The 17,929-nt window shown below is 64.0% G+C and carries 17 protein-coding genes; 12 read left to right on the top strand and 5 right to left on the bottom strand.

Annotation, left to right across the window (positions count from 1 at the left end; all coding sequences use genetic code 11):
• Positions 1-76 precede the first annotated feature (76 nt).
• Entirely contained in the window at positions 77-898 is an 822-nt protein-coding gene (locus tag HNO53_RS09915; protein ID WP_209478233.1) for an inositol monophosphatase family protein, read from the bottom strand.
• Positions 899-1,003: 105 nt separating this feature from the next.
• Here HNO53_RS09915 and hybE point away from each other — a divergent pair, with 105 nt between their 5' ends.
• Both hybE and HNO53_RS09925 read left to right on the top strand, forming a co-directional pair.
• The gene (gene hybE, locus HNO53_RS09920) at positions 1,004-1,450 is read left to right on the top strand and encodes a [NiFe]-hydrogenase assembly chaperone HybE (protein ID WP_209478234.1); all 447 of its coding nucleotides are present in this window, start codon (positions 1,004-1,006) and stop codon (positions 1,448-1,450) included.
• 84 nt (positions 1,451-1,534) lie between these two features.
• Positions 1,535-2,308, top strand: coding sequence for a 3-hydroxybutyrate dehydrogenase (locus tag HNO53_RS09925; RefSeq protein ID WP_209478235.1), 774 nt, complete (start codon positions 1,535-1,537; stop codon positions 2,306-2,308).
• Positions 2,309-2,492: 184 nt separating this feature from the next.
• Here HNO53_RS09925 and HNO53_RS09930 read toward each other — a convergent pair whose 3' ends face one another.
• Positions 2,493-3,032 (bottom strand): response regulator transcription factor, encoded by a 540-nt coding sequence (locus HNO53_RS09930; protein ID WP_209478236.1) that lies wholly within the window; start codon positions 3,030-3,032, stop codon positions 2,493-2,495.
• Between the two features lie 14 nt (positions 3,033-3,046).
• Complete coding sequence (locus HNO53_RS09935; RefSeq protein WP_209478237.1) at positions 3,047-4,312, bottom strand: ATP-binding protein; 1,266 nt, start codon at positions 4,310-4,312, stop codon at positions 3,047-3,049.
• Positions 4,313-4,460: 148 nt separating this feature from the next.
• Between HNO53_RS09935 and HNO53_RS09940 the strand changes: the two genes are divergently transcribed.
• From HNO53_RS09940 to HNO53_RS09950, 3 genes are read left to right on the top strand one after another with little or no spacing between them, the layout of a single operon-like run.
• On the top strand, positions 4,461-6,050 hold the full coding sequence (locus HNO53_RS09940; RefSeq protein ID WP_209478238.1) for a peptide chain release factor 3: 1,590 nt from the start codon (positions 4,461-4,463) through the stop codon (positions 6,048-6,050).
• 43 nt (positions 6,051-6,093) lie between these two features.
• Positions 6,094-6,582 (top strand): large conductance mechanosensitive channel protein MscL, encoded by a 489-nt coding sequence (mscL, locus tag HNO53_RS09945; RefSeq protein ID WP_209478239.1) that lies wholly within the window; start codon positions 6,094-6,096, stop codon positions 6,580-6,582.
• Between the two features lie 40 nt (positions 6,583-6,622).
• Positions 6,623-7,390 carry a TatD family hydrolase gene (locus tag HNO53_RS09950; protein ID WP_209478240.1) on the top strand — a complete coding sequence of 256 codons (768 nt, stop codon included), beginning with the start codon at positions 6,623-6,625 and terminating at the stop codon, positions 7,388-7,390.
• Between the two features lie 139 nt (positions 7,391-7,529).
• Here HNO53_RS09950 and ygfZ read toward each other — a convergent pair whose 3' ends face one another.
• Complete coding sequence (gene ygfZ, locus HNO53_RS09955) at positions 7,530-8,570, bottom strand: CAF17-like 4Fe-4S cluster assembly/insertion protein YgfZ (RefSeq protein WP_209478241.1); 1,041 nt, start codon at positions 8,568-8,570, stop codon at positions 7,530-7,532.
• A 137-nt stretch (positions 8,571-8,707) separates the two neighbouring features.
• On the opposite strand from ygfZ, the gene HNO53_RS09960 reads away from it, so the two are divergent.
• From HNO53_RS09960 to HNO53_RS09990, 7 genes are all read left to right on the top strand, one after another.
• Complete coding sequence (locus tag HNO53_RS09960; protein ID WP_209478242.1) at positions 8,708-8,905, top strand: hypothetical protein; 198 nt, start codon at positions 8,708-8,710, stop codon at positions 8,903-8,905.
• A 15-nt stretch (positions 8,906-8,920) separates the two neighbouring features.
• Entirely contained in the window at positions 8,921-9,343 is a 423-nt protein-coding gene (locus HNO53_RS09965) for an OsmC family protein (protein WP_209478244.1), read from the top strand.
• Positions 9,344-9,429: 86 nt separating this feature from the next.
• Complete coding sequence (gene uvrB / locus HNO53_RS09970; RefSeq protein ID WP_209478245.1) at positions 9,430-11,451, top strand: excinuclease ABC subunit UvrB; 2,022 nt, start codon at positions 9,430-9,432, stop codon at positions 11,449-11,451.
• A gap of 236 nt (positions 11,452-11,687) precedes the next feature.
• Positions 11,688-12,509, top strand: a complete 822-nt coding sequence (gene nei, locus HNO53_RS09975) for an endonuclease VIII (RefSeq protein ID WP_209478246.1) — start codon at positions 11,688-11,690, stop codon at positions 12,507-12,509.
• Between the two features lie 174 nt (positions 12,510-12,683).
• A complete protein-coding gene (locus HNO53_RS09980) occupies positions 12,684-14,189 on the top strand; it encodes a fumarate hydratase (protein WP_209478248.1) in 1,506 nt (501 codons plus the stop codon).
• A 135-nt stretch (positions 14,190-14,324) separates the two neighbouring features.
• Complete coding sequence (gene cls, locus HNO53_RS09985; RefSeq protein ID WP_209478250.1) at positions 14,325-15,743, top strand: cardiolipin synthase; 1,419 nt, start codon at positions 14,325-14,327, stop codon at positions 15,741-15,743.
• Between the two features lie 118 nt (positions 15,744-15,861).
• The gene (locus tag HNO53_RS09990; protein ID WP_209478252.1) at positions 15,862-16,779 is read left to right on the top strand and encodes a LysR substrate-binding domain-containing protein; all 918 of its coding nucleotides are present in this window, start codon (positions 15,862-15,864) and stop codon (positions 16,777-16,779) included.
• Here HNO53_RS09990 and HNO53_RS09995 read toward each other — a convergent pair.
• Positions 16,776-17,852, bottom strand: a complete 1,077-nt coding sequence (locus HNO53_RS09995; RefSeq protein ID WP_209478254.1) for a bifunctional nicotinamide-nucleotide adenylyltransferase/Nudix hydroxylase — start codon at positions 17,850-17,852, stop codon at positions 16,776-16,778. The two genes, HNO53_RS09990 and HNO53_RS09995, sit on opposite strands and share 4 nt — an antisense overlap.
• Positions 17,853-17,929 lie beyond the last annotated feature (77 nt).

Below are 17,929 nucleotides of genomic sequence, written 5' to 3' on the forward strand. Positions count from 1 at the left end.
GAGAGCCTTGGGCCAATAGCACGCTGCTAGTGGCCCGATTGGGGAGCCCTATCGTCGTGACCGCTGGGCGAGAACCCTAGTATGTCCTGAGTTCGTTGGCGTCGGCTGCACGTAGCAGATCGCCCAGCTCGGCATGGATTTCAGGTGCGCAGACCAGCAGGTTCTCGCCGTAAAGGTCTTCGGGGATGCCCTTGGGGCAGGGGTAGAGGTGTCCGTGACGGGCGCCGGCCTCGCGGGCGATCAGTACGCCGGCGGCGAAGTCCCAGGGCGACACGCTTTCGTAGTAGGCGTCGAGTCGACCACAGGCTACATCGCACAGGTCGAGAGCGGCCGAGCCGTTGCGGCGTACGTCCTGGCAGTGTTCCAGTACCGCCATCAGCCGGCGCATCAAGGGTGGACGGCTGTCACGACGGTAGGGAAAACCGGTGCCGACCAGACAGCGCTGCAGGCTGGTGGTGCGGCTGGCATGGATCGGCTTGCCGTTGCGCCAGGCCCCCTGGCCATAGAGGGCGGTATAGGTCTCGCCGAGAAAGGGGGCGTGTACCACGCCCAGACGGGTCTTGCCCTCGCTGACCCAGGCAATGGAGACGGCCACATGATACAGACCATGCGCGAAGTTGACGGTGCCGTCGATGGGATCGATGACCCAGAGCGCTTCCGCCGTGCGCATCACTTCACGGTCTGGGGCGAGCTCTTCGCTGAGCCGTTGCTCGCCAGGCAGGCTGGCGTCGAGACGCTCACTGATAAGCGTGTCGACTGCCACGTCGACGTCGGTAACCAGTTCCTGGCCGTTCTTGAGTTGCTGGTTGAAACTCTGGCTCTGTCTGGCCGCCACTATTCGCTCGCCGGCCTCCTGGGCGATGGAGACGGCCAGCTCTAAACGTTGCTGGGGGAGCATGGGCATTCCTCGTCGCGCATGAAGCTGCCAGAATAGCAGCCGTAAGGCGTCCTGCCGAACGGGACCTCGTGTCCTTCAGCGCCCATTGTACAAGAGGAGTGTGACATGCTGGCCCCGACGCCCGAGCAGTATCGGCGCCTGAACGAGATGGCTCAGGCCTGGAAGCGACGGCATGGCGCTGCGCTTGAAGCAACCCCGGGGCGCAATTCGCAGCTCGATGTCGATGCGTTGTGTTTCCAGGTCTTTCCGGATGCTGGCGTGACGTCGACGGCGAGCGACTATCTGGTCGGCGCCCTGGTCAGTCCCGTCTCGCTATCCCTCGTGCTGTTTCCACTCTTTGCCAGCGCCGCTTCACCGGTCGAAGGCGAGCGTCGGGCGTTCGCGCTGCCTTCGGGGCGCTACCCCTTCGTCGCTGAGACGCTGGACGATGGCATATGGCTATGGCGCTGCGAGCTGCTCGACGACCTGTCCGACCTGGAGACGCGCGAAGAGGGTAGCCGTCTGGCTCAGCGTTTGATGGACCGTGTCATGCAGCCCGATGATGCCAGTTGAGGCCATGCCTTGGCTGGCCTTGTTCACTGCCTCGGGCCTATGCTGAGGATTCGTCATTTCAACGTCGTGGATAAGGATTAACCCATGCCCCATGCAACGACCCCCGTGCCACGCGTCGCCCTGGTAACGGGAACCGCCAGCGGCATCGGCGAGGCGGTAGTGCGCCAGTTCCGTGAACTCGGCCATCAGGTCCTGGCCGTCGATTTCAACGAGCAGGCCAAGGAGAAGGCCGACGCCGCCGGGGCGGCGTTCTACCAGGCCGATCTCACCGACGGCGAGGCCTGCAAAGGGGCCGTGGCGGAGGCGATCAAACGCTTCGGGCAGGTCGATATCCTGGTCAACAACGCCGGCATCCAGCATGTCTCGCCGATCGAGGACTTCCCCGAAACCAAGTGGCGGCAGATCATCGACCTGATGCTGACGGCGCCCTTCCTGCTGACCCAGGCGGCATGGCCCTCGATGCGCCAGAATGGCTGGGGGCGGATCGTCAATATCGCCTCGGTGCACGCTCAGGTCGCCTCGCCGGGCAAGTCCGCCTACATCAGTGCCAAGCACGGCCTGATCGGACTGACCAAGACAGCGGCGCTGGAAGGCGGCCCACAGGGGATCACCGCCAATGCCATCTGCCCGGCCTACGTCAAGACGCCACTGGTAGAGAACCAGATTGCCGACCAGGCCAGGCTGCACAACATGAACGAGCAGGACGTGGTGGAGCAGATCATGCTCAAGAACGCCGCGGTCAAGCGCCTGATCGACCCCGAGGAGGTCTCCGGGCTCGTAGCCTATCTGGCCTCGGACGCGGCAGGCGCGGTGAGCGGCTCGAGCTGGAATATAGACTTGGGCTGGACGGCTCAGTAAGCGCTGCGGAAATTGCTACTCACGCGAGCGACACCGGGCACAGGTCGAAGCGGAGGTCTTTTTCCAGGGAAGGAAAAAGTAGCGCCCAAGGATGGGTTTACAGCGCCTCCGCGCAGACCTGTCGCCCGGAAAGCCGCGACGTCAACCTCCAACCTGACAGCCGAAACCTCGCCACGTTGGAAAGTCAGCGCCGCACCGGGCGCTTCTGCAGCTTGCGCTGCAGGGTGCGGCGGTGCATCCCCAGGGCGCGGGCGGTGGCGGAGATATTGCCGTCGTGCTCCTGCAGCACCTTCTGGATATGCTCCCAGGCGACGCGATTGATCGAGGGCGGGTTGTCGGCCACCTCGGCTTCCGGGTCGCCCTCTTCGCGCCCCAGGGCGACGAGGATCTCGTCGGCATCGGCGGGCTTGCACAGGTAGTTGACCGCACCCAGCTTGATTGCTTCCACCGCGGTGGCGATGCTGGAGTAGCCGGTCAGCACCACGATACGGCAGTTCGGCACCACCTCGAGCAGCTCCGGCAACAGCTTCAGGCCCGAGCTGTGCTCCAGCTTGAGGTCGAGGGTGGCCAGCTCGGGGCGGTGGCGGCGGGCCAGCGCGAGTGCCTGCTCGGCATCGTTGGCCACCAGCACCTCATAGCCGCGCCGGCCCAGGGCGCGGGAGAGTACGTGGCAGAACATTTCGTCGTCGTCGACGATCAGCAGGCGTGTTTCGGCGTCTTGCATGGTGTCCTCGTCGCTCAGGGCTCACTGTGCGGCAGGATCACTTCGGTCAGCGTCCCCCCGTCAGGATGATTATACAGTCTCACGCCACCGCCGAAGCGGTTGATGGTGGCATGAGTGAGAAACAAGCCGATGCCCAGCCCTTTGCTCTTGGTCGAGACGAAGGTTTCACCCAACTGGTCGGCAATGTCCAGGGTGACGCCGGGTCCGTGGTCGCGGATGTCGATCACCGTTTCTTCGGCGCTCCAGTCGAGACGGATCTGGATGTCGTCCGGATTGGCGTCGGCGGCGTTGTTCAGCAGGTTGGTAATGGCCTGGTCCAGCGTGGTGTCGACCTTGAGCCAGGGTGTGCCGCGTTGTTCGCTGATTTCGAGACGGTAGCTGACGTCTGGCCGCAGCACCAGCCAGCGCTGCACGACGCCCTGCAGCCAGTCGCGCGCGTCGAGCACCTCGGGCTCGGCCATGCGCCGCCGATCGGCGCTCTCCACCAGGTGTCGCAGTCGCGACTTGCATACGTCGACCTGGCGACGCAGCAGCTCGATGTCCTCGATCAGCTCCGGGTCGTCGCGGGCATCCTCGCGCATCTCGGTGAGCAGAACCGCCATCGTCGACAGCGGCGTGCCCAGCTCGTGGGCGGTGCCTGCCGCCTGGGTGGCCACCGCAACGATCTGTTCGTTGCGCAAGGCGGATTCGCGGGTCTGGGACAAGGCCTGCTCGCGGCTGCGCAGGGCGTGGGCCATCTTGAAGATGAAGAACGTCACTAGCCCTGCCGAAAGGCCGAAGTTGAGCCACATGCCCAGCACGTGCAGGTTGATGCCGAAGCCTTCGTGATAGTGGGCAAACTGCGGCACTGGGTGGTAATCCCACATCAACAGCGTGTACGACCCCATGGCCGTAGAGGCGACGATCCAGGCGTAGCGCCAGGGCAGGGTGGCGGCGGCGATGGTGACGGGTACCAGGTAGTAGTTGATGAAGGGGTTGTTGGAACCACCGGTAAGGTAAAATAGCAGCGTGAGCCCGAAGATGTCGGCGAGCAGATGAAGCACGTATTCGGTATGGCTGACCGCCCATTGGCGGCCGAGTCGCCACCAGGTAAACAGGTTGACCAGACCCATGCACACGATCACGCCGATGACGGCGGGCACCTCCAGCTCGAAGTGAAGCAGCTCGATACCCACGATGACCGCCACCAGGAAGCCGGTCCAGGTGATGCCGCGCACGATCGTCAGGCGAATCAGGTTGCGGCTGGGCGTCGAGAGTGGCAGGGGCGGGGCGGTTGGCATGGAGCCTCCAGCGATGAATCCGCCGACATGATAGCGTGTCGTGTCCTTTCTCGCCGCTGCCCTACAACTGTGCGAGGCAAAGCCGTAGAATGCGTGCCATTCCACACTCACGCACCGTCATGGGTGCCATACGACGAATTCGAGACTGATGTCTGATGCCGATCTGGCCCGGGAAGTCGGGCTGCGCAGAACCTTTGCCATTATCTCGCACCCCGATGCGGGCAAGACCACCATCACCGAGAAGATGCTGCTGTTCGGAAACGCCATTCAGCTCGCCGGCTCGGTGAAGAGCAAGCGCAACGACCGCCACGCCACCTCCGACTGGATGAAGATGGAGCAGGAGCGGGGCATCTCGGTGACCACCTCGGTGATGCAGTTCCCCTACGGCGGGCGCATCGTCAATCTGCTCGATACTCCGGGGCACGAGGACTTCTCCGAGGACACCTATCGCACCCTGACCGCCGTCGACTCGGCGCTGATGGTGATCGACGGCGCCAAGGGCGTCGAGGCGCGTACCATCAAGCTGATGGAGGTATGCCGCCTGCGCACCACGCCGATCCTCACCTTCGTCAACAAGATGGATCGCGACATTCGCGATCCCATCGAGGTGATGGACGAGGTCGAGACGGTACTCAACATCCAGTGTGCGCCGATGACCTGGCCGATCGGCATGGGGCGTCACTTCAAGGGGGTCTATCACCTCTGCAACGACGTGATTCACCTCTACACCCAGGGTCAGGGCAGTCGCATTCCCGACGACAAGCGCATCGAGGGCCTGGACAGCCCCGAGGTCGAGGCGGTGCTTGGCGCAGAAGCGGCCGAGGAACTGCGCATGGAGGTGGAGCTGGTGCGTGGCGCCTCTCATGAGTTCGATCTCGATGCCTACCGCCGAGGTGAGCTGACGCCGGTCTACTTCGGCACCGCCATGGGCAACTTCGGGGTACGTGAGATGCTCGACGGCTTCGTCGAGTATGCACCGCCGCCGCAGCCCCGTGAGACCGACACCCGCAGCGTCGCGGCCGACGATTCACGCTTCACCGGCTTCGTATTCAAGATCCAGGCCAACATGGATCCCAAGCACCGTGATCGCATCGCTTTCCTGCGGGTCTGCTCGGGCAAGTACGAGAAGAACATGAAGATGCGTCATGTGCGCATCGGCAAAGACGTCAAGATCGCCGATGCCCTGACCTTCATGGCCTCCGATCGCGCTCACGTGGAAGAGGCCTGGCCCGGCGACATCATCGGCCTGCACAACCACGGCACCATCCAGATCGGTGACACCTTCACCATGGGCGAGGACATGCGCTTCACCGGCATCCCGCACTTCGCCCCGGAGCTGTTCAAGCGTGTGCAATTGAAGGACCCGCTCAAGCTCAAGGCGCTGCAGAAGGGGCTCCAGCAGCTCTCCGAGGAGGGCGCCACCCAGCTGTTCCAGCCGCTAGACAACAACGACCTGATCCTCGGCGCCGTGGGGACCCTGCAGTTCGACGTGGTCGCCCATCGGCTCAAGGAGGAGTACAAGGTCGACTGCATCTACCAGCCGATCAATGTGCAAACCGCGCGCTGGGTCTATTGCGACGATGCCAAGAAGCTCGAGGAGTTCAAGAGCAAGGCGAGCGCCAACCTGGCGCTGGATGGCGGCGGCTACCTGACCTACATTGCTCCCACCAGGGTCAACCTGCAGATGACCCAGGAGCGTTGGCCGGAGATTCGCTTCGCTGCTACCCGGGAGCACTGACGTCCGGCACGCTGGGCACCCTACGGGTTGAAGGGAGACGGTCATGGCATCGAAGATGCTGAAGGAGTTTCGCGAATTCGCGGTCAAGGGCAACGTCGTCGACATGGCGGTGGGCATCATCATCGGTGCCGCCTTTACCTCCATCGTCAACAGCCTGGTCAAGGACGTCTTCACTCCGTTGATCGGGTTGGCGACGGGAGGGATGAACTTCACCAACCAGTTCCTGGTACTGCGCGACGCTCCCGGCGACGCGGTTTACCACACCCTGGAGCAGGCCCAGGCGGCCGGGGCGGTGACTCTCAACTATGGACTGTTCCTCAATGCGGTGTTGTCGTTCGTGATCGTGGCCTTTGCCACCTTCCTGCTGATTCGCAACATCAACCGGCTCAAGAACCTCGCCTATCGCCCCGAAACGGCGGCTGCACCCACCGTCAAGGAGTGCCCCTTCTGCCTGAGCAAGATCCCCATTCCGGCCACGCGCTGCCCGGCTTGCACTTCGCATCTGCCGACCACGCAAACCGAATCGGAGTGACTCGGCAGCGCGATGATTCACGCAAAGGAGCACGACACGGATGTTGATAGACGCTCACTGCCACCTGGATTTCGAGGCTTTCGACGAAGACCGCGAGGCGATGTTCGCACGTGCCAGGGCGGCCGGGGTCGGCCATTTCATGGTGCCTGGCACCACCCGCCAGCGCTGGCCTTCCGTGCTGGCGCTGGGCGAGCGCGAGGACGTGCACGTCAGTCTGGGGCTGCACCCTTATTTCATGCACGAGCACGGTGAGGACGACGTCGAGGCGTTGGCGCGCATGCTGGACCAATGCCCCGAGGTGCGGGCACTGGGCGAATGCGGCATCGACGCGCGCTTCGAGGAGACCCTGGACGCCCAGTGGGCGCTGTTCAGCGCCCAACTGCGCCTGGCCAAGTCGCGCCAGTTGCCGGTGGTGATCCACTGCGTGCACGCCAACGACAAGGTCTCGAAACGCTTGCGTGAGCTCGATCTCCCCGCGGGGGGGCTGATTCACGCTTTTGCCGGCTCGCCGGACCAGGCCTGGAAGTTTCTCGATCTTGGCTTCGTGGTGGGGCTGGGCGGTGCGGTCACCTACCAGCGCGCCCAGCGCCTGTGGCGCGCGGTGAAAAGTCTGCCCGAGGATGGCTTCGTGCTCGAGACCGACAGCCCCGACATGCCGCTGTGCGGCTACCAGGGCCAGCGCAACGAGCCGGTACGCATCGTTCAGGTCTGTGAAATGGTGGCGAAACTGCGTGGCGAAACGCCCGAGGCGATCGCCGCCCAGAGCACGGCGACCGCCCAGCGGGTATTCGGCTTGGACTTGCCCTAGGCTGTGTCTGAAAAGTCGGCGAGCGAAGGTCAGACAAGGCAAAAATCAGCGAAAAGACGGAGTTTACGTGGTGTAAATGAGTACTTTGAGCTGATTTTTAACGCCGTATGGCCAAGCGCAGACAGTTTTCAGACATAGCCTAGGCGCTTGCCTGGGTCAGGCTCTCCGGGTCGAGGCGTTCGATCGGGTAGGGCAGCTTCAGCAATTTGGCGGCTTGACCGTCGACACTGAGCGGCCCGATATCCTCCCGCGTGCTGAGCACGGCAAGGATCTCGGCCTGACCGTAGGCGTCGAGTTCCGCCGCTACCACCTCTCCTGACGCCTTGCCATTGGCATCGACCACGCTGGCGCCCAGCTCGGGCAGCCGGCTTCCTTCCAACTGGGCGCGGGCCAGGCGCTTCTTCACCTGACCGCGGAAGTGGGCGCGGGCCACCACTTCCTGGCCGGTATAGCAGCCCTTCTTGAAGCTGACGCCACCCAGCGCCTCCCAGTTGATCATCTGCGGCAGTAGGGCGTCCCGGTGGGCCGGCGTCAGCCAGGCGAGCCCGGCCTGGATATCCTGCAGGCACCAGACGGCGTTACCGACCGCAGCCGCCTGCTCGTTGAGCCGGGTGGCGACCGCTTCGGCCTGCTCCAGTGGCAGGCAGGCCAGCAGCCGGTGCTGTGGCCCCGGGTGGGCCAACAATTGCACCTTCTCGTCACCCGACTGGTGCCAGACGGCGGGAGGGGCGACGTCGAAGCGTACCTCCGCCAGCGCCTGGGCCTCCTTGCCGATCAGCCCCAGCAGGGCCAGGTCGTCGCGTATGGCGAGTTCGCTCTTGTAGAACGGCGCGAACTTCTTCAGGTGGTCGCGCAGCGGCGCGAGCAGGTCGCGATGCAGGATCAGGCGATAGCGCTCGGCATCGATGCGCAGCAGTTGGGCGTTGGCCAGCATGCGACCCTTGGCGCTGCAGAAGCAGGCCAGCGGGGCGAAGCTGCCGTTGGCGAGATCGACCTGGGCGCTGGCCTGACCTTGCAGCAACTTGTCGGCACCAGGGCCGCTGACATCCAGCACGCCAAGGTGGACGAGCGGGGTGATGACGGTGTGCTCCATGGCCTGGCGGGCGGGCTCGGGGGTGTCGAACGTCACCCGCTCGTCACTCAGGTATCGCCCTCCCAGGGCGGTGATCCAATCGTTCATGCCAGTCTGGCTCCGGGTCGTCGTCGGGGAATATGGCTCATGGTATGCGGGCAAGGTGGCGAGAATGCAAGCGGCTGCCACTCCGGGGTTGCCATGCTAGACTCGTGCTTTCCCATTCCATGCCCGGGGAGACAGGCATGCCGCAACAGTCGCTCAGTTTCAGTGGCGTGGAGAACGCCGATCAGGTCAACCGTATCACCACGGCCCTGATGATGGTGGATGGCGTGGAGAGCGCCGAGGTGGGGCGCCATGGGGCGGAAGTGGAAGGACGCGTCGGTCGCGAGGCGCTGATTCGTGCCGTCCAGGCCCTCAAGCTTCCCATCCAGGTAAAGTAGCGAGCGGAACGCACAATGAAAAATTCCATCGAGATCGTCAGCGAGCGCAACAGCATCTTTCGTCAGCGGGTCCGTATCGAGGGGTTCGAGGATCTCTACGCCGATGTGCCCCAGGCCTTCGGCGGCGAGGGGAGCGCACCAGACCCGCACGACTACTTCGACCTTTCGCTCGGCGCCTGCAAGGCGATCACCGCGCAGATGTACGCCCGGCGGAAGCAGTGGCCGCTCGAGGGCATCAGCGTCAGGGTCAACCGCGACGACAGCGAGGAACGCAAGGGCGTTTACCGACTCGAAGTGGTGATGACCTTCCATGGCATCGACGATGCCGAGCAGCGGGAGCGGCTGGAGGAGATCAGCCACAAGTGCCCCATTCATCGCCTCATGACCAGCGCCACCGTGGAGGTCACCACGCGCAGTGCCGCTATTCTCGGGGCGTAGCCATACTGCGCCACCGCTGAGATACCGGCTACATTGGATGTTGTTACCAGGCGCCCTTCGGCGCCTGGGGCCTGTCGGGAGCCGCCATGAGCAAGCCGTTTCGCCTCAATGCCAACTTCAAGCCCGCCGGGGACCAGCCTGCCGCCATAGAAGGCCTGATCCGGGGGCTCGAGTCCGGGCTGGCCCATCAGACGCTGCTCGGCGTGACCGGGTCTGGCAAGACCTTCACCATGGCCAACGTGGTGGAGCGGCTGCAGCGGCCCACCATCGTCATGGCGCCCAACAAGACCCTGGCCGCCCAGCTCTACGGCGAGTTCAAGTCGTTCTTTCCCGATAATGCCATCGAGTACTTCGTCTCCTACTACGACTACTACCAGCCGGAAGCCTACGTTCCCTCGTCGGATACCTTCATCGAGAAGGACGCTTCGATCAACGACCACATCGAGCAGATGCGACTCTCGGCGACCAAGGCATTGCTCGAACGTCGCGATGCGCTGATCGTGGTCTCGGTCTCGGCCATCTACGGTCTCGGCGACCCCGACCAGTACCTCAAGATGCGCTTGCACTTCACCCGCGGCGAACTGATCGACCAGCGCTCGTTCCTGCGCCGCCTGGCGGAGCTGCAGTACACCCGTAACGACATGGACTTCAAGCGCGGCACCTACCGGGTGCGCGGCGACGTGATCGACATCTACCCGGCCGATTCCGACGAGGAGGCGGTGCGGGTCGAGCTGTTCGATGACGAGATCGACTCGATCCGGCTGTTCGATCCGCTCACCGGCGAGGTGCGCGGCCAGGTGCCGCGCATGACCATCTACCCCAAGAGCCACTACGTGACGCCGCGTGAGACGATCATCTCGGCCGCCGATCGGATCAAGGCCGAACTGGTCGAACGCCTGGAGTGGCTGCGCAAGAACGACCGCCTGGTGGAGGCCCAGCGGCTGGAACAACGCACGCTTTACGACCTCGAGATGATGAACGAGCTGGGCTACTGCAACGGTATCGAAAACTACTCACGCTATCTCTCGGGGCGTGCGCCGGGCGAGCCGCCGCCCACCTTCTTCGACTACCTGCCGGACGATGCGCTGCTGTTCATCGACGAATCCCACGTCAGCGTTCCCCAGGTCGGCGGTATGTACAAGGGCGACCGCTCGCGCAAGGAGACACTCGTCGAGTACGGCTTTCGCCTGCCGTCGGCGCTGGACAACCGTCCGATGACCTTCGAGGAGTGGGAAAGCATCTGCCCGCAGACGATCTTCGTCTCGGCCACTCCGGGGCCCTACGAGGCTGAGCACGCCGGCCAGGTGGTGGAGCAGGTGGTGCGTCCCACCGGTCTGGTCGACCCCGAAATCGAGGTGCGTCCGGCCTCGACCCAGGTCGACGACCTGCTTTCCGAGATTCGACTGCGTACCGAAGTGGGCGAGCGGGTGCTGGTCACCACCCTGACCAAGCGCATGGCGGAGGATCTCACCGAATACCTCGACGAACATGACGTGCGGGTGCGCTACCTGCACTCGGACATTGACACCGTGGAGCGGGTGGAGATCATCCGCGACCTGCGCCTGGGCAAGTTCGACGTGCTGGTGGGCATCAACCTGCTGCGAGAAGGGCTCGACATTCCCGAGGTCTCGCTGGTGGCGATCCTCGATGCCGACAAGGAGGGCTTCCTGCGCAACGAGCGCTCGCTGATCCAGACCATCGGCCGGGCGGCACGCAATGCCCACGGCAAGGCGATCCTCTACGCCGACCGCGTGACCGACTCCATGCGCCGCGCCATCGACGAGACCGAGCGGCGCCGCGCCAAGCAGATCGCCCACAATGAGAAACACGGCATCACGCCGACCACCGTGACCCGCTCGGTGGCCGACATCATGGAAGCGGCCCAGGCCCCGGGGCGCAAGGGCAAAGGGCGGCGCAGCGAGCGCAAGGTAGCCGAAGGCGCAGCGATCTACGATATCTCCGAGCTCTCGCCGACCGACCTGGTCAAGGAGGTCTCGCGAGTCGAGGATGCCATGTTCGAGGCGGCCCAGAACCTGGAGTTTGAGGATGCGGCCAGGCTGCGCGACCGGCTGCATGAGCTAAAGGAGCGGCAGTTGGCGCTTGGATAGTCTGTTTGCTCGAGGCTTTTCGTCGACAGGGCTGCGAGGGGGCGCTGTAAACCCATCCCTGGGCGCTACTTTTGCCCTGCTTCGCTCTCGCATCCTGCTCCGCTTGCGGGACCGGGGCTGGCCATCCATGGCCAGCCCGTTCGGAGCGATGCTCCTCACCCCTGGCAAAAGTCCCCCTCTATGTCCTGTTCCCGGCGCCTCACGCTGCGTACCCGCATTCTTAACTTGGAGTCACGATGCCCGAAGGCCCTGAGATTCGCCGTGCCGCCGACCGCCTGCACGAGCAGCTTGCCGGCAGGCGGCTGGAGTCGGTGTGGTTCGCCTTTCCTGAGCTTGCCGCCGAGGCGGATTCGCTGGTGGGTCGTGAGGTCACGGCGGTAGACAGCTGGGGCAAGGCACTGCTCACGCGCTTCGACGACGGTCGCGTGCTCTATTCCCACAACCAGCTCTACGGCGTGTGGAAGCTGCACGACGCCGAGCGCGAGCCCGATACCGAACGCTCGCTGCGCGTGCGGCTGACGGCGGAAGGGCGTTCGGCCAGCCTCTACAGTGCTTCGGATGTCTCGCTGTGGCCGGCCGAGAAGCTCAACGAGCATCCGTTTCTCTCCCGGCTCGGCCCCGATCTGCTGACTCACGGTGTCACGCCGGAGCAGGCCCTGGCGCGCCTGGCCGAGCCGCGCTTCGCGCGTCGTCGGCTGGGGGGCCTGCTGCTCGACCAGGCGCCTTTCGCCGGCATCGGCAACTACTTGCGCTCTGAGATCCTGTTCTTCGCCGGGCTGCCACCTGCGGCCCGCATGGTGGACTTGAGCGCCGAGCGGCAGGCACGGCTGGCGCAGGCCATTCTCGATGTGACCCGACAGGCTTATGAGCAGGCCGGCGTGACCAACCGCGCCGAGTGGGCGGCCGCCGCCAAGCGGCAGGGCGAGAGCCGGCGGCTGTGTCGATTCGCCGTGTTCGAGCGTGACGGACGTCCTTGCCATGCCTGCGGCACGCCGATCCAACGGTTGATGGTCGGCTCGCGCCGGCTGTATCGCTGCCCAAGCTGCCAAGCCGGGTAGTCTGTATTTATACCGTTATCTTTCTTTATCACTAACGACGTACGTTCGACCTTGGCGGCATGAACCTGTCGAGCAGGTCGCGATACGGTATAATTCGCCCCCGATCGAACCCGCCGCTTCGCGCCGCGAACCCAGAGAGCGGGCATGCCGACACTGCCGAGGAGTTCCTTGCACATGACCGTGATTCGCCAGGACGATCTGATCCAGAGCGTCGCCGACGCCCTGCAGTACATCTCCTACTACCATCCCAAGGATTTCATCGATGCCATGGCGGCGGCGTACGAGCGGGAGGAGAACCCGGCGGCCAAGGATGCCATTGCCCAGATCCTGATCAACTCGCGCATGTGCGCCATGGGGCACCGCCCGATCTGCCAGGACACCGGTATCGTCACCGTGTTCGTCCACGTTGGCATGAACGTACGCTTCGAGGCCGACATGAGCCTCGACGACATGATCAACGAAGGTGTGCGCCGTGCCTACAACTACCCAGACAACGTGCTGCGCGCGTCGGTGCTGGCCGACCCGGACGGAGCGCGCAAGAATACTGGCGACAATACGCCGGCGGTGATCCATCACAAGCTGGTGCCGGGCGACACCGTCGAAGTACACGTCGCGGCCAAAGGCGGCGGTAGCGAGGCAAAGAGCAAGTTCGCCATGCTCAACCCCTCCGACAACGTGGTCGATTGGGTGCTCGAGCAGCTGCCCAAGATGGGCGCCGGCTGGTGTCCGCCCGGCATGCTTGGCATCGGCATCGGCGGTACCGCCGAGAAGGCCATGGAGATTGCCAAGGAAGCGCTGCTCGACCCCATCGACATCCAGGAGCTGCAGGCCCGCGGCCCGTCCAACCGCGCCGAGGAGCTGCGCCTGGAGCTGTTCGACAAGGTCAACAAGAGCGGTATCGGCGCCCAGGGCCTGGGCGGCTTGACCACGGTGCTCGACATCAAGGTCAAGGACTACCCGACCCACGCCGCCAACAAGCCGGTGGCGATCATTCCCAACTGTGCCGCCACGCGCCACGCCCATTTCACGCTGGACGGCAGCGGGCCGGCGGCTCTGCCGGCGCCGAAGCTCGAGGATTGGCCCGAGATCACTCGCGAGGCGGGGGACAACGTCAAGCGCGTCAACCTCGACACGGTGACGCCGGAGGAGGTGCAGACCTGGCAGCCGGGCGATACGCTGCTGCTCAACGGCAAGCTGCTCACCGGTCGCGATGCCGCCCACAAGCGCATGGTCGACATGATCGCCAAGGGTGAGGAGCTGCCGGTCGATCTGAAAGGGCGCTTCATCTACTACGTCGGCCCGGTAGACCCGGTGCGCGACGAGGTGGTGGGCCCGGCAGGCCCGACCACGGCCACGCGCATGGACAAGTTCACGCGCACGATGCTCGAGGAAACCGGCCTGCTGGGCATGGTGGGCAAGGCCGAGCGTGGCCCAGCCGCGATCGAGGCGATTCGCGACAACAAGGCGGTCTACCTGATGGCCGTGGGAGGCTCCGCCTATCTGGTGGCCCAGGCGATCAAGAAATCCCGCGTGGTGGGCTTCGCCGACCTGGGCATGGAGGCGATCTACGAGTTCGAGGTCGAGGACATGCCGGTCACCGTGGCGGTGGACAGCCAGGGCACCTCGGTGCACCAGACCGGCCCCGCGAAGTGGAAGGAGATCATCGCCGAGCGCGCTTGATGCGCTGGCTCAGCGTAACAGCCCGGCGCGCTCCCTCGCGACCGGCAATGCGTTCGATGAAAGCGGCCCCGCCAACTGGCGGGGCCGTCATCGTCTGGGGTATGCTGCAGCATGCTGTTTTTTCAGGGAGAGATCATGGCATCCTGGCTGTTCGGCCTGGCAATCTTCGTGGTGCATCTGCTCGGCTTTCTATCTGCGATACTGGCACTGCTCTCCAGTCGTACCTCTCAGGGAGCCGTGGCCTGGATCATCTCCCTTATCACCATTCCTTATCTTGCGGTCCCGGCGTACTGGGTCTTCGGGCGGCCGCGCTTCTACGGCTATGTCTCGGCCCGTGGCGAGCGGGATACCGTGCTGCGACGGATACTTGCCGACTACCGCGTTCGCCTCGAACCCTACCAGGCCGATACTCGCAACCATGACGTGAGGGCGGTGGAGCGACTGGCCATGATGCCGCTGACCAGCGGTAACCATGCAGAGCTGTTGATTGACGGCAAGGCCACCTTTGACAGTATATTTGCCGGTATCGACGCCGCCTGCGAATACGTGCTGGTGCAGTTCTTCATCGTGCGTCACGATGCCCTCGGGCAGCAGCTCAAGGAGCACCTGCTGCGTGCCGTGCGACGGGGCGTGCGGGTCTATTTTCTGTATGACGAGATCGGTAGTCGCAAGCTGGCCGAAGGTTATCTGAGCGAGCTTGGTGAGGCTGGTGTTGAGGTCAGCCCGTTCCGCTCGTCACGAGGCTTCAAGCACCGCTTCCAGCTCAATTTCCGCAACCATCGTAAAATTCTCGTCGTGGACGGTGGCGAAGGCTGGCTCGGCGGATTCAATGTCGGCGTCGAATATCTGGGCCAGCATCCGCGACACGGGCCTTGGCGCGACACGCACCTGAAGTTGAGCGGCCCCAGCGTATTGGGCCTTCAGGAGGCGTTCTGGGAAGATTGGCACTGGGCTACGGGCGAGGTAATCAATCTTGCCTGGGAGCCACAGGTCGTCTGCGACGAATGCCAGAACATCGTCATCGTGCCATCTGGGCCGGCTGACCGGCAGGAAACCGCTAGCCTTCTGGTGCAGCATGCCATTCATAGCGCCAACGAGCGTCTATGGGTTACCAGCCCCTACTTCGTCCCGGATCAGGGCGTCCAGGACGCCCTGCGCCTGGCCGCCATGCGTGGGGTGGACGTCCGCATCATGATGCCCGAACATCCCGATCACCTATTGATCTATCTGTCAGCCTTCTCTTTTCTGCCCGACATGGTGCGAGCGGGGATCAAGGTCTATCGCTACCAGCCCGGCTTCATGCACCAGAAGGTGATTCTGATCGATGATGTGGCGGCGGCCGTAGGCACGGTTAATCTCGACAATCGTTCTTTTCGCCTCAACTTCGAGATCACCGCCTACATTCCCGACCAGGGCTTTGCCGACGAGGTACATCGCATGCTCGAGCGTGATTTCGCGGCGTGTCGCCGTATCGATTACGAGGAGCTGCACAATCGGCCGCTATGGAGCAAGCTGGTTTCGCGCGCTGCCTACCTGATGGCGCCGGTCCAGTAAGGCATGACTGCGCTTGGGTTCGGATAGCGGCTGGGGTACATTAGGCGCTGCCTGGCAAATGGCCGCGCACTGCGGTGCGCCTTACCTCAAACTGTGATGGCTGTCAGCGGGAGTCGCGGTGAACCTCGAGACAAAGTGGCTGGAAGATTTCGTGGCCCTGGCCAACACCCGCAGCTTCTCTGCCTCCGCTCGGCAGCGTCATGTCACCCAGCCGGCCTTCAGTCGACGCATTCGTGCGCTCGAGCAGGCGGTCGGCGTAACCCTCGTCGACCGTTCGACCACGCCCATCAACCTGACTCCGGAAGGGCAGCTGTTCCTGGTCACGGCGCGCAACCTGGTGGAACAGCTCAATGAATGCCTGGGCCACCTGCGCGGCGTCTCGATGGCACGCGAGGCGCTGGACATCGTGGCCGCGCACTCCCTGGCGTTGAGTTTCTATCCCGAGTGGATCTCGCGGCTCCAGGAAGGATTGGGCGAGCTGCCGACTCGCCTGGTGGCCATGAACGTGGGCGAGGCCATACACGTGTTGCGCGAGGGCAACTGCGACCTGATGCTGGCCTATCACGATCCCTACGCAACCATGCAGTTGGATGCCGAGGTGTTTCCTTCGTTTTCGATCGGGCAGGTCAAGATGCTTCCGGTGAGCCTTGCCGATGACCAGGGCAAGCCGCGCTTCAGCCTCGAGAGCAAGAATACGATTCCCTACCTGGCCTACACCCAGGGTGCCTTTCTCGGCCGCAGCGTGCGCATGCTGCTCAAGAACGACCCGCTGCGCCTGCGCCTGCGCACCGTCTACGAGACGGCCATGGCAGAGGGTCTGAAGGGCATGGTGCTGCAAGGAGTGGGGCTAGCCTGGATTCCCGACTTCTGCGTGCGCGAGGAGCTCAAGAACGGCCGGCTGGTACGTGCCGGCGGCGAGAAATGGGATGTGCCGCTGGAGATTCGGCTCTATCGCTGTTCGTTGGTGCACAAGCCCGGGGTGGAAAAACTCTGGCGGCAGATGATGAAGCTACCGCGTGACTTCCTACAAGCTTAAATCCCGCTGAAATCGGCCGGCAGGCCGAGAAAGTTCTGGATGATGAAGAAGTGGTCCTCGAACAGGCTGTCGGGTTCGAGTTCGGCCAGCGGCACCCAGCGGGCGTGGTCGCCACCCTTGACCGGCTTGAGCTGGGGCAGTTGCTGATCCGGGCGCAGGGCGAAGTAGAAGGCTTCGGCCAGGGTGCGGCCGCGCCAGCTGCGGTGAGGTTCGTCGAATAGGCGCTGACCGCGCAGCGAGCCTTTCAGCACCGGTTCCGGCACCTTGAGACGGACCCGCTCACGCAGTTCGCGCAGGCAGGCGTCGAGCAGACGCTCGTGCGGGTTGACGAAACCGCCGGGCAACGCCAGCAGCCCCTTGCCGGGAGCCGCGGTGCGGCGAACCAACAGCACGTGGCCAGATTGTACCACCACCGCATTGACGGTAACGAAGATGGGCGGGTAGGGAGCGTTGGCCCAGGCCTGTCGATACTGATCGAGCAGCCTTTGCTCCTCCACCAGCTGAAGGTGGGCGTCGCTGCCGGCAAAGTTGCGTAGCGCATCGCAGACACCGGGAGGCAGGTCGTGGGTCGCCCCGGTGCTGAGGTAATCCTCCATGGAGGAAGACGAACGGAACAGGCGCTCACGGATCTGGCTGGCGGAAATGCCGTCGACCAGCGGCACACTGACCGACTCCCACTGGGGGAACAGCGAGAGGTAATAGCTCGACTGACCGCGGCTGGCGCCGATCAGGCCGATCCGCGGCAGCCGTGCATGATGATGGCCCGCGATATCGCGCACCTTGCGCTGAACGTCACGTACCCAAACGTCGTTATTGTAGAGAGCGTCCAGCAGCGGCACGATTTCCAGCCGTGCGTTCTCCTCCTCGTCGAAGCAGCTGCGTAGCTGCGCCTGCCGCTCGTCGAAGCGCCACGGGTTACGCAGCGAGCGCGCCTGCCAGGCAGAGCCCACCAGTACGATCACCTGACGCGCATGACGCAGAGCCTCGTTGATCACTGCCAGGTGGCCGAGGTGAGGAGGCTGAAAACGGCCGATGAAGACGAGACAGTCGAAATCGTGGTCGGTATCGTTCATCGGCGTATCCTTCGCGGCTTGCTCGGGGGCCTTATTATGGGCGTGGTCGGTTCGGGGCTGCAATGCAGGCCTATGCC

Origin of the sequence: Billgrantia antri (assembly GCF_017868935.1) — a bacterium.
Classification (GTDB): domain Bacteria; phylum Pseudomonadota; class Gammaproteobacteria; order Pseudomonadales; family Halomonadaceae; genus Halomonas; species Halomonas antri.

Bases quoted from the DNA above. Each gene is read 5' to 3' on its own strand.
- HNO53_RS09915 (WP_209478233.1), bottom strand. From the start codon at position 898: ATGCTCCCCCAGCAACGTTTAGAGCTGGCCGTCTCCATCGCCCAGGAG.
- hybE (WP_209478234.1), top strand. From the start codon at position 1,004: ATGCTGGCCCCGACGCCCGAGCAGTATCGGCGCCTGAACGAGATGGCT.
- HNO53_RS09925 (WP_209478235.1), top strand. From the start codon at position 1,535: ATGCCCCATGCAACGACCCCCGTGCCACGCGTCGCCCTGGTAACGGGA.
- HNO53_RS09930 (WP_209478236.1), bottom strand. From the start codon at position 3,032: ATGCAAGACGCCGAAACACGCCTGCTGATCGTCGACGACGACGAAATG.
- HNO53_RS09935 (WP_209478237.1), bottom strand. From the start codon at position 4,312: ATGCCAACCGCCCCGCCCCTGCCACTCTCGACGCCCAGCCGCAACCTG.
- HNO53_RS09940 (WP_209478238.1), top strand. From the start codon at position 4,461: ATGTCTGATGCCGATCTGGCCCGGGAAGTCGGGCTGCGCAGAACCTTT.
- mscL (WP_209478239.1), top strand. From the start codon at position 6,094: ATGGCATCGAAGATGCTGAAGGAGTTTCGCGAATTCGCGGTCAAGGGC.
- HNO53_RS09950 (WP_209478240.1), top strand. From the start codon at position 6,623: ATGTTGATAGACGCTCACTGCCACCTGGATTTCGAGGCTTTCGACGAA.
- ygfZ (WP_209478241.1), bottom strand. From the start codon at position 8,570: ATGAACGATTGGATCACCGCCCTGGGAGGGCGATACCTGAGTGACGAG.
- HNO53_RS09960 (WP_209478242.1), top strand. From the start codon at position 8,708: ATGCCGCAACAGTCGCTCAGTTTCAGTGGCGTGGAGAACGCCGATCAG.
- HNO53_RS09965 (WP_209478244.1), top strand. From the start codon at position 8,921: ATGAAAAATTCCATCGAGATCGTCAGCGAGCGCAACAGCATCTTTCGT.
- uvrB (WP_209478245.1), top strand. From the start codon at position 9,430: ATGAGCAAGCCGTTTCGCCTCAATGCCAACTTCAAGCCCGCCGGGGAC.
- nei (WP_209478246.1), top strand. From the start codon at position 11,688: ATGCCCGAAGGCCCTGAGATTCGCCGTGCCGCCGACCGCCTGCACGAG.
- HNO53_RS09980 (WP_209478248.1), top strand. From the start codon at position 12,684: ATGACCGTGATTCGCCAGGACGATCTGATCCAGAGCGTCGCCGACGCC.
- cls (WP_209478250.1), top strand. From the start codon at position 14,325: ATGGCATCCTGGCTGTTCGGCCTGGCAATCTTCGTGGTGCATCTGCTC.
- HNO53_RS09995 (WP_209478254.1), bottom strand. From the start codon at position 17,852: ATGAACGATACCGACCACGATTTCGACTGTCTCGTCTTCATCGGCCGT.